11 protein-coding genes are annotated in these 15,125 nt (G+C 56.8%); 7 read left to right on the top strand and 4 right to left on the bottom strand.

From position 1 onward, the window contains the following. Positions 1–193 precede the first annotated feature (193 nt). From A8B84_RS09560 to A8B84_RS09540, 5 genes are read left to right on the top strand one after another with little or no spacing between them, the layout of a single operon-like run. Positions 194–1,639, top strand: coding sequence for a YfcC family protein (locus A8B84_RS09560; protein WP_064228525.1), 1,446 nt, complete (start codon positions 194–196; stop codon positions 1,637–1,639). Between the two features lie 35 nt (positions 1,640–1,674). After that, positions 1,675–2,904 (top strand): arginine deiminase, encoded by a 1,230-nt coding sequence (locus A8B84_RS09555; protein WP_064228526.1) that lies wholly within the window; start codon positions 1,675–1,677, stop codon positions 2,902–2,904. Between the two features lie 18 nt (positions 2,905–2,922). Next, a complete protein-coding gene (argF, locus tag A8B84_RS09550; RefSeq protein ID WP_064228527.1) occupies positions 2,923–3,924 on the top strand; it encodes an ornithine carbamoyltransferase in 1,002 nt (333 codons plus the stop codon). Between the two features lie 15 nt (positions 3,925–3,939). Further along, positions 3,940–4,872, top strand: a complete 933-nt coding sequence (gene arcC / locus A8B84_RS09545; RefSeq protein ID WP_064228528.1) for a carbamate kinase — start codon at positions 3,940–3,942, stop codon at positions 4,870–4,872. A 58-nt stretch (positions 4,873–4,930) separates the two neighbouring features. After that, positions 4,931–6,547, top strand: a complete 1,617-nt coding sequence (locus A8B84_RS09540; RefSeq protein WP_082905132.1) for a BCCT family transporter — start codon at positions 4,931–4,933, stop codon at positions 6,545–6,547. A gap of 154 nt (positions 6,548–6,701) precedes the next feature. Here A8B84_RS09540 and A8B84_RS09535 read toward each other — a convergent pair whose 3' ends face one another. The 3 genes from A8B84_RS09535 to A8B84_RS09525 all read right to left on the bottom strand — a co-directional run bounded on the left by A8B84_RS09535 (position 6,702) and on the right by A8B84_RS09525 (position 12,037). Further along, positions 6,702–7,685, bottom strand: coding sequence for a lipid A deacylase LpxR family protein (locus tag A8B84_RS09535; protein ID WP_082905131.1), 984 nt, complete (start codon positions 7,683–7,685; stop codon positions 6,702–6,704). A 90-nt stretch (positions 7,686–7,775) separates the two neighbouring features. Continuing rightward, positions 7,776–10,922, bottom strand: coding sequence for an efflux RND transporter permease subunit (locus A8B84_RS09530; RefSeq protein WP_064228529.1), 3,147 nt, complete (start codon positions 10,920–10,922; stop codon positions 7,776–7,778). Next, the gene (locus A8B84_RS09525) at positions 10,922–12,037 is read right to left on the bottom strand and encodes an efflux RND transporter periplasmic adaptor subunit (protein WP_138103122.1); all 1,116 of its coding nucleotides are present in this window, start codon (positions 12,035–12,037) and stop codon (positions 10,922–10,924) included. Before A8B84_RS09525 ends, A8B84_RS09530 begins: the two co-directional genes overlap by 1 nt. 207 nt (positions 12,038–12,244) lie before the next feature. Here A8B84_RS09525 and A8B84_RS09520 point away from each other — a divergent pair, with 207 nt between their 5' ends. Beyond that, positions 12,245–12,868, top strand: coding sequence for a TetR family transcriptional regulator (locus A8B84_RS09520; protein ID WP_064228531.1), 624 nt, complete (start codon positions 12,245–12,247; stop codon positions 12,866–12,868). Beyond that, positions 12,865–14,262 (top strand): TolC family outer membrane protein, encoded by a 1,398-nt coding sequence (locus A8B84_RS09515; protein WP_064228532.1) that lies wholly within the window; start codon positions 12,865–12,867, stop codon positions 14,260–14,262. Before A8B84_RS09520 ends, A8B84_RS09515 begins: the two co-directional genes overlap by 4 nt. A 507-nt stretch (positions 14,263–14,769) precedes the next feature. Here the strand turns inward: A8B84_RS09515 and A8B84_RS21865 are convergent. Continuing rightward, on the bottom strand, positions 14,770–15,125 hold a 356-nt coding region (locus A8B84_RS21865), incomplete at its 5' end, for a hypothetical protein (RefSeq protein ID WP_227512746.1).

The raw sequence follows: 15,125 nt of genomic DNA, 5'->3' as shown, positions 1-15,125 counted from the left end.
ATAACGACGACTTGCTGAAGCTGATGCTTTTGAACAGCTCGCGGAAAACTGCAGGGCGCGAAAGGCCCGGTAGCATAAAACTGAGATGACCCTGAGCAACATTGAACCTGATCAATTGTTGTACTTGCTATCGGGTTTAAACGTGAATGGACGAATGCACCATTGAAAAGCCGTAGTGTAAAGGAGATCGCACATGAACAATGACAAGCTTCCTTCTTCGAATCCCGAAGAAGATCTGGCAACCCGTTTTCCCACGGCGTATACCATTCTGTTTTTTCTCATCATTCTGGTTGCCGCTCTGACCTGGATTGTTCCGGCAGGGCAGTACGAGCGCTCGATGAATGAAGAGGTCGGTCGGGAAGTGGCGGTTCCCGGCACCTATCAGACTGTTGATCCAAACCCGCAGGGTTTTGTCGACGTGATGCTTGCGCCCACGGCAGGCTTCTATGATCCCGACAGTTACGTGGCCAATGCCATTGATGTGGCCCTTTTCGTACTGTTCCTTGGTGGCTTCCTGGGCGTGATGAACGCTACCGGCGCCATCGACACCGGCATACGCAGCGCCATGCACCGGCTGGAGGGCCGGGAGATATGGATGATTCCGATACTTATGACCCTGTTCGCGCTGGGCGGTACAACCTATGGCATGGCCGAGGAGACCCTGGCGTTCTATGCCATTCTGATTCCCGTGATCATCTCGGCGGGGTATGACGCTGTGACCGGGGTGGCCATCATTCTCGTGGGCGCCGGTATCGGCGTGCTGGGCTCTACCATCAACCCGTTTGCCACGGTGATTGCTGCGAACGCCGCCAACACTCCCTTTACTGACGGCATCGGGCTGCGATTTGTGCTTCTCATCGGTGGCCTTATTATCTGTGCCGCCTACGTCATGCGCTATGCCCATCGGGTCAAGGCGGACCCGTCACTCTCGGTGGTTGCCAAGCAGAGAGACGCCCATCGAAAGCTTTTCCTCCAGGGCCACGATGAGCTGGAAAACTTTGACCTCACAGGCACCCAGAAAATTGCCCTGACCATCTTCGCCCTGACCTTCGTCGTGATGATCTGGGGCGTGTCGTCCCAGGGCTGGTGGATGGCCCAGATGGGCTCGCTGTTCTTCGGGGCCGCCATCGTGATTGGACTGATCGCCCGGCTGGGTGAGAAAAAGCTGACCGGCAGCTTTGTTGACGGCGCTCGCGACCTGCTCGGTGTTGCCCTGGTGGTGGGCCTGGCCCGGGGCATTGTGGTGGTCATGGAACAAGGCATGATTGCCGATACCATCCTGCACAGCGCCGAAAACACACTTGGCGGGCTACCCGAGCTGACGTTTATCAACCTGATGTTCTGGATAGAAGTGGGCATGAGTTTCTTTGTGCCGTCCTCATCCGGCCTGGCCGTGCTTTCGATGCCAATCCTTGCACCCCTGGCGGACTTCGCCAACGTGGGGCGTGATCTGGTGGTCACCGCCTACCAGTCAGCCAATGGGCTGGTGAACCTGATCAACCCGACCTTTGCCGTGGTGGTCGGCGGCCTAGCGATCGGCCGCGTGTCCTATGACCGCTGGCTGGCCTTCATCTGGCCCCTGCTACTGATCCTCACCGTGTTCATCACGGTGGTGATCAGTGTCGGCGCGTTTCTGTAAGCTTCTCCAAAACCCCAGGCAAAGGAGCATGCGATATGGCTGAACATACCCTTGGCGTTCATTCCGAAACCGGCACCCTGCGGCAGGTGATCGTCTGCCGCCCCGGACTGGCACACCGGAGGCTGACACCCTCCAATTGCGATGCACTGCTGTTTGACGACGTATTCTGGGTCAAGCAGGCCCAAAAAGACCACGACGTATTCGCCGGGCTGATGCGTGCCCGGGGCGTGGAAGTGCTGGACGTTAACGAACTGCTGGCCGAGACCCTGGACATCCCCGAGGCACGGGCCTGGATTCTGGACAACCGCATTACCTGGAACCATATCGGCGTGGGCATGGTTTCCGACCTTCGCGCCTGGATGGACGAGCTTCCCGGCCAATTCCTGGCGGAGTTCCTGATCGGCGGGCTGGAAGTGGGCAACCTGCCTTTCAACCCCACGGGCCTGTTTGGGAACCATCTGGGGCCTCACGGATTTGTGCTGCCACCACTACCCAACTTCCTGTTCACCCGGGACAACAGCGCTTGGATCTACGGCGGTGTCACCCTGAACCCCATGTACTGGGCCGCACGCAAACCGGAAACGCTGTTGATGAGCGCCATCTACCGGTTCCACCCAGCGTTCGCTGGCAAGGTCAATGTGCATTGGGGCGATCCTCTTGTGGACCATGCGCTCGCAACCCTGGAAGGGGGAGACATTATGCCGGTGGGTAATGGCACGGTGCTGGTGGGGATGGGGGAACGATCCTCTCCGCAAGCCATCGGCCAGTTAGCCAGGGCCCTTTTTACGAACGGTGCCGCTGAGCGGGTGATTGCCTGCCAAATCCCCAAGACCCGTTCAGCCATGCATCTGGACACGGTGTTTACCTTCTGTGGCGGCAATGTGGTCACCACCTTCAAGGAGGTCGCCGACCAGACAGTCTGCTACGACCTGCGCCCCGGCAGGGACGGCAAACACCTCTCGTTCCAGCAGGCCCCCCGGCCGCTGTTTGATGTGGTTGCGGACGTACTGGGTTATCCCTCACTGGAGGTGGTTGCCACCGGTGGCGATACCCCTGCGGAGCGGGAACGGGAGCAATGGAACGATGGCAATAACGTACTGGCCCTGAGTCCCGGCGTGGTGATCGGTTACGACCGCAACGACGACACCAATGCCGCCCTGGAAGCCGCCGGCATAGAAGTGCTTGCCATCCCCGGTGCGGAGCTTGGCCGTGGCCGGGGCGGTGGGCGCTGCATGAGTTGCCCGACCATTCGAGACGCCGTTTAACAGGGAAGGAGTAACACCATGGCTTTCAATCTCAAGAACCGGCATTTCCTGACCCTGCGGGACTTCACTCCCCGGGAAATCAGCTTTTTGCTGAAACTTTCCGCTGACCTGAAAACCGCCAAGTACGCCGGCACCGAAGTGCCACAGCTACAGGGCAAGGACATTGCGCTGATCTTTGAAAAGAACTCCACCCGAACCCGGGTGGGTTTCGAGGTTGCGGCGTTTGACCAGGGTGCCCGGGTAACCTATCTGGGGCCGACGGGCACCCATATCGGCCACAAGGAATCCGTCAAGGACACCGCCCGTGTGCTGGGCCGCGTTTACGATGCCATTGAATACCGGGGATTCGGCCAGGCGATCGTTGAGGAACTGGCGCACTATGCGGATGTGCCGGTCTACAACGGCCTGACCAACGAGTTCCACCCGACCCAGATACTGGCGGACTTCCTGACCATGCAGGAGAACGTGGAAAAGCCCCTGCGGGACGTGGCGTTTGTGTTCATCGGCGACGCTGCCAACAACATGGGCGACAGCCTGCTGATCGGCGGCGCCAAGATGGGCATGGACGTGCGTCTTTGCGCCCCCGCAGCGTGCTGGCCAAGCGAGGCCATCCAGAAGGAAGCCCGAGCGATCGCCACTGATACCGGAGCGCGGATCATGATCACGGAGGACATCGATACCGCCGTGGCGGGCGTGGATTTTGTCTACACCGATGTTTGGGTATCCATGGGCGAACCCAAGGAGAAGTGGGCAGAGCGCATCAAACTCTTGCAACCCTATCAGGTCAATGCCGCCGTGATGGAAAACACCGGCAACCCACGGGTCAGGTTCATGCATTGCCTGCCAGCCTTCCACAATGCCGACACCACCGTGGGCAGGGAGATACAGGCAGAGTTCGGCATCGACGCCATGGAAGTCACCGAAGAGGTCTTCGAAAGCTCAGCCTCCATCGTGTTTGATCAGGCGGAAAACCGGATGCACACCATCAAGGCGGTGCTCGTTGCAACTCTTGGAAGCTGAGGCAAGGAGCGCGATATGCTTGTAGTAGCAGCTCTTGGTGGTAATGCCCTATTGCAGCGAGGGGAGCCTCTGACTGCCGAGGCCCAGCGGGCCAACGTAAAAGTTGCCGCCAAATCACTCGCCGAAATCGTCCGCGCTGGCCATCAGTTGGTCATCACTCATGGCAACGGTCCGCAGGTAGGCTTGCTGGCGCTTCAGGGCGCCGCCTATAAGCCGGATGAAGCTTATCCGCTGGATGTATTGGGCGCTGAAACCGAGGGCATGATCGGCTACATGATCGAACAGGAGCTAGAAAACGCCCTCGATCATGACAGGCCTGTGGCCACCCTGCTAACACAGGTACTGGTGGACAGGTATGACCCAGCCTTCAGTAACCCCACTAAGTTTGTCGGCCCGGTTTACAACAGGCAAGAAGCCGAAGCCAAAGTCGAAATCGCCGGCTGGCGCATTGCCCGGGATGGGGACAAGTGGCGGAGGGTGGTACCCTCGCCGCGCCCTCTGGAAATTCCGGATATGCGGGTGCTCCAACTGCTGCTGGATCAGGGCATTGTAGTGATCTGCGCCGGAGGCGGTGGCATTCCGGTTCTTCGGCGGGACGACGGCAGCCTGGTCGGCGTGGAAGCTGTGATCGACAAGGATGCCGCCAGCGCCCTACTTGCCCGACATCTCCGTGCCGACGCATTGTTATTGCTCACCGATGTAGATGCAGTCTACAGCGATTACGGTTCGTTCACTGCCGCGCCCATTTACGAACTTACTGTCGCAGAAGCGAAAGCCCTGAACCTGCCCGAAGGTTCAATGGGGCCCAAACTCACAGCGGCGATCAATTTCGTCGAAGGTGGCGGTGTTTGTGGCATAGGCAGACTCAACGATTCCTTGGCAATTCTCAATGGGAGGTCTGGCACAAAAGTCGTAAGTGGTTACGACGAGCAAGCGAAACTCTGGTAATTCGAATCGCTGGATCCGTATTCAAATTTATGCCTACTGAATTGGGGACATCCAGACCATGAATAACAGTCCCGGCTGGGTCTTTTACGCATCGCTGTTGCTGCTAACTATTTTTGTCGTTATTGGGATTATTTTTCCAGCGGAACTTACAACTTGGGCCGACGTAGGTCTCGAATTCACGACCGTGCACTTCGGCTGGCTTTACCTGTTTGCCACCACTGGCTTTCTCGTCTTCTGCATTGCCGTAGCGGTCAGTGACTATGGACATATCCGTCTAGGCGCGGACGGTGAGGCTCCGGAATTTTCCTACTTAGCCTGGTTGGGTATGATTTTTTCCTCGGGCATGGGGGTCGGCCTTGTCTTCTGGGCCGTAGCAGAACCAATGAGTCACTATATGGCACCTCCCCTGGGTGGTGCGGAGCCTGAAAGCCCGGAAGCAGCGAGCCTCGCCATGCGTTATGCCCTATTTCATTGGGGCTTTCATCAGTGGGCGAACTTCGCAATCGTTGGGTTGGCTATTGCCTACGTACGGTTTCGAATGCAACGCCCGGGCTTGATCAGCGAGACCTTCCGCTCATCAATCGGTCACCACGTGGATGGTGGCATCGGACATGGCATCAATATCCTGGCCGTTGTTTCGACAGTGTTTGGTGTTGCGACGACATTGGGGCTCGGGGTTATCCAGATAAATAGCGGGTTGGTATACGTGGGCGACATTGGTTTTGGAGCCGATCAGCAACTTTTCATTCTCGGCCTGATCGCTGTCGTTTTCCTACTCTGCGCCTTAGTTCCACTGGAAAGTGGCGTGCGCTACGTCAGCGACGCCAATATGGCGCTAGCCGCTTTCCTGCTCATCTACGTATTTTTCTTTGGCCCCACCGACTTCATTACCGCAGCCATGACCAACGCTATCGGCGACTATTTCGCCAATGTGATGGGTATGAGTTTGGTAATGACGCCCTATACTGGCGACGATTGGGTCGAGCGTTGGACCATATTCTACTGGGCATGGGGACTTTCCTGGGCTCCATTTGTAGGCAGTTTCATCGCACGAATCTCCAGGGGCAGAACCATCCGTGAGTTCGTCCTCGGCGTGATTGGAACACCTGTACTACTGAGTACTTTGTGGTTTTCCACTTTCGGCGGCTCAGCGCTTTACTTCGAACTCTTTGAAGGTGCCGCTCTTGGCGAAGCTGTTAGCAAAGAGATGAGCTCTGCTCTCTTCGCCACCTTGGATTTCCTGCCGGGTGCAAACATAATCAGTATCCTCATGCTGGTATTGATCGTGTTATTCGTCATCACCTCAGCCAACTCAGCAACCTTTGTACTTGGAATGTTCACCAGCAAGGGGGTACTTACCCCGAAAAACTGGCTGCGGATAGTCTGGGGCCTGGTGCAAGTCATGGTTGCAGGGGTGCTGCTAATTAGCGGCGGTCTGGCTGCACTCCAGACGATTTCAATTTTGGCTGCGTTTCCGTTCATGGTGCTGATGATATTCATGGCGATATCCCTTCTAAAATCATTACGCGATGAGCAGCGACAGATAGAACTCCATGAGGCCCTTACCCGTGGACGCATCATGCGGTTGCTGGAGGAACATGATAAGAGGCAAGCCCATCAAATAGATGAAGAAGGGTTTATTAGGTCCAAACTTGAAGATCATGAGAGTGGTTAATCACCCTACCCAGAATTTAGGTCCACGTAAAACTGGAAAACCCGGCATGATAGAGCCCTGAACGGGAGATCATGCCATGTGGCGATCCCGTTAAACCGAAGAACAGATTTCCTTCGCCCATTTTCAGTCTTGAATATAGGTACCCTTCCGGTGCTCAAAAGCGCCACGCTGCAGAAACAGTTCCGAAAGAAAGGGCATCCTTATTGGTTTCATCCTGGCTAGTGGTTGCCCTGAGTGTTATAGCTAGTTGGAACCCCGGGGCGTGCCAGCCTATCCCTATTCCGGCCAGTCCGACCAGCAGACGTTGATCATAGTCATATCGGCCTGACTGTTTCTCCAGGTAGGTGTAAGGTACCACTTCAACTCCCGCACCGATAAAGGCCGCCCATCCCGGCCCTGGCGAATCCAGGGAGCCTGGCAAACCAATCGTAGACGACGCGCCGGCATAGTCGGGGATGAGGTTGGCGGGGAGGTTCGTGCCGATTCGCCATGACACCCCCAACTCCCCACTGCTGATAAAATTCGACAGCTTTCCTCCGGACATCCAGGACATTTCCTGGGATAGGCTATTGGCCATTTTTTTTCGGAAAAGCCTGCGTGCGTGAAAGGCGTGAATCTCGCCAATCACATCGGTACCGAGTTGGTTGTCCCAGCCGTTCGGTCTGGTGCTACCGGTAAACTTATGGACCCAGGATTGGGTTGCCTTGGCACCGGAATCGGGCCCAATAATACCGATCGCCAGGCCAAAGCCTGTCAGTGATCGCGCGCTCCAGCTCCACAGTGTCCCCGAACCCGAGAGATAGCCGGCGTAGGGAAGATCTTCGTACACCGGGCCGGTCGCCTGAATATTCTCAGGGGTGACCATAAGCTGGGTCAGGCTCAAGGTAAGTGTGTGGGAGTTGCCGTTTCGGCCGATGACGGGTAACCAGTCCAATCTGTCCTTGGCAATGTGGGACAGGCACATATCGCAGTCTCTGCCATTCTCAGCGGTTGGGCCAAGGTAGGACAGCCGGAGACCGTTTGTATACCCTTTGTCTGTGCCTGTCAGAAGGTCGTTGTCCCAGGAAATGCTCAGGGCTCCGGGGCTTGCAACGGCAATGGTAGGGAAGAACACACAAAGAAAACGGATCAGTTTCAAGAATGGTTCATCCCCTTTGGAGTGGGCACCTTCGTCGGTGAAAGCGCCGGCCCGCAGATGCGGACCGGCGAGGAGACGGTCAATTGCTCATCAGCCTGGCTCACGAACGTCGGCCCGGGGTTGTTGCTTTTGGCGCTTTGCCCGCAGCCAGTCGGAAAAATCCTCAACCAACTTGTAGAACAGCGGCACAAAGAACAGCGCGAGGGTGCTGGCTGCAATCATACCGCCGACGACCACCGTACCAATCTCCTGGCGGCTGGCCGCACCTGCACCGGAACTGAATGCCAGCGGCAGGGTGCCAACAATGAATGTCAATGCGGTCATCATAATGGCCCGGAAACGCTGCCTGGCCGCAGCACTGGCGGCGTCTGCCGAAGACATTCCGGTAGCACGGTTCTGGGCTGCAAACTCCACGATCAGGATGGCGTTCTTGGCGGCCAGGCCAATCAGCACCAGCAAGCCGACCTGGAAGTAGATGTCGTTGGGAAAGCCCCGCAACATGGCGGCCAGAATCGCACCGAAAACGCCGAACGGTACGGCGGTGGCCACGGCTATCGGTAATCCCCAGCGCTCATACTGTGCGGCCAGAATCAGGAACACCAGCAGCAAGCCCATACCGAACGCCACTACACCGGACGATGCCGAATCCTGAAGCTGGAAGGCTTCACCGGTCCAGCCAAGCAGGGTGTTGCGATCAAACACCTCATCACCGATCTCCTGCAGGGCCGCCAGTGCGTCGCCTGTAGTAAAGCCTGGCCCCGGATCTGCCAGAAGTTTTGCGGCGGGATAGACATTGAAGCGATTGAGGATGTCAGGGCCACTGGAGCGCTCAAGGTTGATCAGGGAGCTCAGGGGAATCATCTCGCCATAATCCGAACGTACAAACACCTTGCGCAAGTCGTCCGGGTGGCTACGGAACTGGCCTTCCGACTGCAGGGTTACCTGCCAGTTACGACCCTGAAGGGTGAAATCGTTCACGTAGAGGCCGCCGAAAGTACTCTGCATGGTGGTAAAAATCTGATCGACCGGTACGCCCGTGGCCTGCGCCTTCTCCCGGTCGACATCGGCTCGGTATTTGGGAATTTCGGTATCCAGAGTCACCCTCACATTCTGTAGTTCCGGGCGCTCATTGGCCTTGCGGATAAATTCGTCGGCAATGGCCTTTATCTCGTCTGGCGTCCTGCCGCCACGGGCCTGAATATAGCCTTCCACGCCCCCTGTGGTTGAGAGCCCTTGTATCGGGGGTGGTGTAAAGGCCATGACCGAGGCTTCCGGCATCGTTACGCCGATACCCATGATCTGTTCCGCCACGCTGGCGGCATCCTCGCCCTTGCCGGTGCGTTCCGCCCAGTCTTCCAGAGTTACAAACGCAACGCCGGTGTTGGTTCTCAGTGCGCTGGATATGATGTCGAAGCCCGAAAAGGCCACGACATCGCGCACTTCCGGCACGTCCATCATGCGTTCCACCAGATCATCGCGGGCATCTGACGTGCGGCTCAGCGACGACACCGGAGGTAGCGAATAAGCGGTAAGCACGAAGCCCTGGTCTTCCTGGGGAACGAGGCCGGACGGCATCCGGTCAATCAGCAGCACGACTCCACCAATCATGGCCGCAAACAGCAGAACCCCTGCCACCGCATGACGAAGCATCCAGTCGACGACGGCACAGAATCCCTCGGTTATCCGGTTGAATCCGGCATCAAACCAGCGGAATGGCGCCCATTGTTTATCGGATTCTCCACCGAGCAGCAGCGCGCACATCGCCGGTGTCAGTGTGAGGGCAACGATGCCCGAAATCACCACGGATACCGCAATGGTAATGGCAAACTGGCGATACAGTTCACCGCTCAACCCACCAAGGAAGGCAACGGGTGCGAACACCGCCACCAGCACCAAAGTGGAGGAAATTACCGCTCCAGACACCTGCTGAATGGTTGTCACTGCGGCATCGTAGGCCGATAGTCCCTCTTCTTTCATCAGCCGTTCGGCGTTTTCCATGATAATGATGGCGTTATCCACCACCACACCGATGGCCAGTATTAACCCGAACAGAGTCAGCAGGTTAACGGAGAACCCCATGGCCTGCATGCCGGCAAAGGTGCCGATCAGCGAGACCGGAATGGCCACCAGCGGTATCAGAGTCGCCCGCAAATGCTGCAGGAACAGGAAGGTCACCACTACAACCAGCAGGATGGCGATGATAAACGTGGCAATGACCTCCTGAATGGAAATGTCGATAAACCGGGTAGTGTCGTAGGGCACATCGTATTCCAGTCCTTCGGGAAAACGCTCGCTGATTTCCTTCATTGCCTCATTCACGGCATCCGCTGCATCCAAAGCGTTGGCCCCCGGTTGCAGATAGATTCCCATGGGTACCGTATTGTCACCATTGTAAACCGCAGCGAAGTCGTAATTCTGGGCGCCGAGCTCTATTCGAGCCACATCCTTGAGCCGCAGGGAAGCGCCTTCTTCATCGCTGCGCAGAATGACTTCGCCGAATTCCTCCGGGCTTGTCAGTCGCCCCGGCGCGGACACACTGAACGTGAATGCCTGGCCCTCCGGCGCGGGCTCGGCCCCGATCCGGCCAGCGGCAAACTGGGCATTCTGAGCCCGCAAAGATGCCGCCACATCAGCCGGTGTCAGCCCGTACTGGGCCAGCTTGTCCGGGCGCAGCCACACCCGCATGGAATAATCCTGGGCGCCAAACAGAGACGCGTCACCAATGCCGGGCAGGCGAACCAATTCGTCCAATACGTTCAGCAGGGCATAATTGGAAATCTCCACCACATCCATGCTTTCATCCGGTGAAGACAGGGTTATGACCTGAAGGATGGAAGTGGACCGGGCCTCGACTGTCAGCCCCTGGTCACGTACCGTTTGAGGCAGTCTGGCCAGGGCCTGTTGCACCCGGTTGTTGACGTTGATGGTGGCCTGGTCCGGGTCGGTGCCGATTTCAAACGACACCGTGAGACTGAAACTGCCGGAGTCGGTGCTATTGGACTCCATGTAGATCATGTCGTCGACACCGTTGATTTCCTGCTCCAGCGGTGCCACCACGCTGTCTGAAATAACGTCCGCGCTCGCGCCCTGGTAGCGACCATCAACGACCACCTGGGGCGGCACTACATTGGGATACTGCTCCACGGGCAGCCCCAGTAATGAAATGGTCCCGGCAATGACAATGATAATCGAGACAACCGATGCGAAAATCGGGCGGTCAATGAAGGTGCGCAGCATTATTCTGCCTCCCCGCCGTCATCGCCGGTTTCTACTTCGGTGCCGTCCCTGAGATCGACCAGGCCGCTGACAATGAGAGTTTCATCGGCTTTCAGACCTTCCAGTATCACCTGGCGGCCCTCGACAACCGGCCCCAGACGAACCGGGCGTGCGCGGGCCTTGCTCTCGTCGTCAACGACGAAAATCTGAGGCCCTTCCGAGCCTTCGGTTATCGCTTTTTCCGGCACCGTTACAACGTTCTCCAGGGTCTGCAGCTGAACTCTTACCCGCACAAACTGCCCGGGGATAATCTGGTTTTCGGGATTTTGGAACACTGCCCGTGCAGAGACGGTACCCGTGCGGGAGTCCAGGGTGGACGCGGTGAAGTCGACCTTGCCGGTGCGGTCATACTCCTGCCCATTCGCCATAATTAGCGTAGCGTCCACGTCTTCAGCACTGGCAGCATCCGTCATAGCATCACGGGCAGTGCGTTGTATCGCGGCATCACCTTCAGGCAACGCAAACCGGACATGCACCGGATTCTGCTGCACGATAGTGGTCAGGAGCGTTCCCTGATTTACCAGACTCCCTTCCGGCAGATCTTCGAGGCTGGTAACGCCATCGACGGGGGCCCTGACATCGGTGTAGCCCAGATTCAGCTCGGCTTCGGTAACGCCTGCCTCTGCGACCGCCAGATTTGCCTGAGCCAGTTCCAGGGCAGACCGAGCCGAATCCCGGTCACGTTCACTAACGGCATTGCGTTCATACAATGAGGAGATGCGATTCCATTCCCGCTCGGCCTGGCGCAAATCGGCCTCGGCCACCTGGCGTTGCGCCCTGGCACCCTGCAGTGCGGCTTCAGAGGGCTTCGGATCAATGCGAAACAAGGAATCACCCTCACTGACCACCTGACCCTCCTGGTATAGGCGCTCCTCGAGGATACCCTGGATACGAGCTCTGACCTCCACCTCCCGGGCCCCCCGGGCACGACCTGCGTAGTCCTGTCTTACGTCCACGTCCCGGGTTTCTGCCGTTTCGACGGTAACACGTTGGGCAGGCTGTCCGCCTTGCCCCACGCTGTCTTCGGTAGGCTCAATCTCCGCCTCGCTACAGGCTGCAAGCCCCACAAACAGCATTAATAGCAGCGATTTTAAGAGCAGATTTGGACTATATGTTGAAGCAAATCGGGGGGGCATGAGGGTGTCTCCTGGGTTGTCGGCCGGAAGTGATCTAACGTGGAATGAACAAAATAATACATACAGTCATGGATGTATGCAAAAAAATTTGGCATATTAGGGATTCCAGTCAGTGAGTAAGCAGAAGCCTCCCGTAAGGATTCCGTTATGGCCCGAAAAACAAAAGCAGAAGCAGAAGCCACGCGCCAGAGTATTCTGGACGCCGCTGAACAGGTGTTCATTTCACACGGAGTTGCTCGAACCTCGCTCGAAGAGGTCGCCCGCACCGCCCAGGTCACCCGAGGCGCTGTCTATTGGCATTTCAGAAATAAATCCGACCTGTTCGAGGCCATGCTGGAACGCGTTCGGCTACCGATGACGGAGATGGTGGAAAACGTGACCAGTGAGACCACCAGCTGCCTGGAGGACCTGCGAAAACTCTGCCTGCATGGGCTGAGAACGCTGGCCGAAGATAAGCGGCACTTCCGGGTCTACAAAATTCTTTTCCATCACACCGAGTCTGAGAGGTCCCTGCGTGCCCAGGACAAGTTAGCTTCAGAGGCCATCGATAAGGTGACCAGGTTCTTTGAGAGCCACCCGTGCCATGAGTCGCTGACACCCCGAAAGGCGGCCCGGTCCCTGCACGTTCAAATGCTCGGAATTTACTACGACTGGCTGAGAAACCCGGAAGCCTATGACCTTCGGGAAGAAGCTGAAAGTCTGGTCAACACCATTTTCAGGGGCATTTGCCCCGGATTCGAACCCTCGTCTATGGAGACGCACACACCATGAAAAAGCGCTTACTGCCCGGGCTTCTGGCTATGTTTTCTGCCCAACCCGCGCTAGCCATGAATCTGATCGAAACCTATGAAAAGGCACTGACCTATGATTCTGGTATTGCCGAGGCACGCGCCACCCTCGAGGCCGAGCGGGCCAACACCGACGTGGTGCGCTCCAGCTTGCTGCCCCGGGTGAACGCCTTCGGCAATACCCAGCACATCGAGGTCAATCCGGACAACGCCAGCGATGACTCCTATCAGACTCTCAGTTACGGCGTCGAGCTTACTCAGCCGCTGTTCCGCGCCAGTGCCTGGTTTGATTTTGAAACCAGCCAGATCCAGAGCGAAGCCGCCCAGGCCCGGTATAATCAGGCTCAACAACAATTGATCCTCACTGCTGCCGAGGGGTATTTCAACGTGCTGAGGGCGGCCGATGCCGTCACCACCGCTCGCTCTACTGAAACTGCCATCCGCCGCCAGTACGATCAGGCTCAGGAACGCTATAATGTCGGTCTTATCGCCATCACCGAAGTCTACGAGGCTCGCGCCAGTTACGACGACTCCAAAAGTCGGCGTATCGCGGCCGAGAGTGATCTGGATGTCGCCCTTGAAAAACTGGCCCGCCTGACCGGCGAATACACCGAACAGCTGGACAATCTGCGTCAGGAATTCCCGCTGGTGCGTCCCCAGCCTATGGACCCCACCCAATGGGAAAACATCGCTCTGAGGCAGAACTGGGAAATCCAGACGGCCCGGTTCCAGCTGGACGCCAGTGAATCCACTCTGAAAAGCACCAAGGCCGGTTATTACCCGACGGTGGACCTGAACGCTTCATATGGCCAGACCGAGATTGATGGGCTTGGGCCTGGAAGAACCGGCTCCACCGTTGGCACTGGTAACGGAACCACCACAGAAGGCGTGATTGGCGTGACGCTGAATGTGCCGCTTTATATGGGCGGGGGCACGCAGGCGTCAGTGCGTCAGCAGCGCTCGCTGGTCTCCGTAGCAGATGAGGCGCTGCGCACGACTCGCCGGGATGTGCGGGTCAATACCCGCAGTCTGTTTAGCCAGGTGAACACCAACATTGAGTCGGCCTCCGCGCTGGAGCAGACCATCATCTCACGGCGCAGCGCTCTGGAGGCCACTAGTGCCGGCTACGACGTCGGCACACGCAACATCGTCGAGGTGCTGGACGCCGAGCAGGCTTATTACGAGGCCTTGCAGAATTATGCAAACGCCCGTTACGACTACGTGATTAACACCCTCACCCTCAAAAAGTCGGCCGGTACACTGAGCCCAAAAGACTTGATTGACCTCAATCGTTGGTTAAGCCCTTCCGCACCGGGTATCGAAGCCCTGGCTGAGGACCTGACGAAATATGAAACCCCGAAGGAACCAGCCCACTAGGACAGTGAACAAGGCGGGGAAAGGAGCTCCGTACTGGATCGTTCAGGATCAGCAAAAATTAAAAGGTTTAGTTCATGTCGTAACGAAACCCAATCAACCTATGAATATTGGCCAAGATTAGTGCACCAAGTGACGAGTATGAGCGGTATTCAGATCACTTTAATGTTGTCTGTCCGAACTAGGCCAGCCTTGTTGGAATTGCCATTGTTCTGTTCTATGCACACCGTAGCGTTCCTGGCCGCTTTCCTTGCCATGGGAGCAATTCAGACCGTGAGCCAGTCGGGGGTAATTTCTCTGGCTTGCATCCTATTCGCCATTGTCACACCGTGTTTGTGCTTTATTTACACTAAAGGCAAGAATATTAGTGAGACTGGGTGAGTATATTGAGCGGTCAATCGCACGAGGTTTAGAAGGTTTACCATCCCCGCGACTGATTCAGGGTTGGCCAAAGGCCAAGTGCCGGCATGTTAATTCCGTTATTAAGTACCATTGTTCGTTGCTGCATGATTACCTCATCGCCGTGCAATGTATTGCTACTTTCCAATGAACCTGATGGGAAGCCTTACCGTTTGTAAAACCATGAAACAGCAGCTGCGCAGTGCCATCGCTTTGAACTGTCGAACTGTCTGAGCTGTATTGAGTGGCAATAAAACCGATTGAGCAAACAGAACATTTAAGCGATGAAGCACATTCAATGAACCACTTCATAAATAAGCCATCAATCAATGAGCAAAGCGGGCCGGCAAAGTCAGTTTGATTAACTGACGCGCGAGTATGTATACCGCTCCATCTTGGACATTGATTGCTATGTGATTCGTCGAGCCTGTAAACCAAATTGTGTAACTGCCCACGACTGAGTAATC

Origin of the sequence: Marinobacter sp. EhC06, assembly GCF_001650915.1 — a bacterium.
Lineage (GTDB): Bacteria > Pseudomonadota > Gammaproteobacteria > Pseudomonadales > Oleiphilaceae > Marinobacter.
Note: the sequence above shows the minus strand (reverse complement) of the source record. Positions and strands in the feature narration are given on the sequence as shown.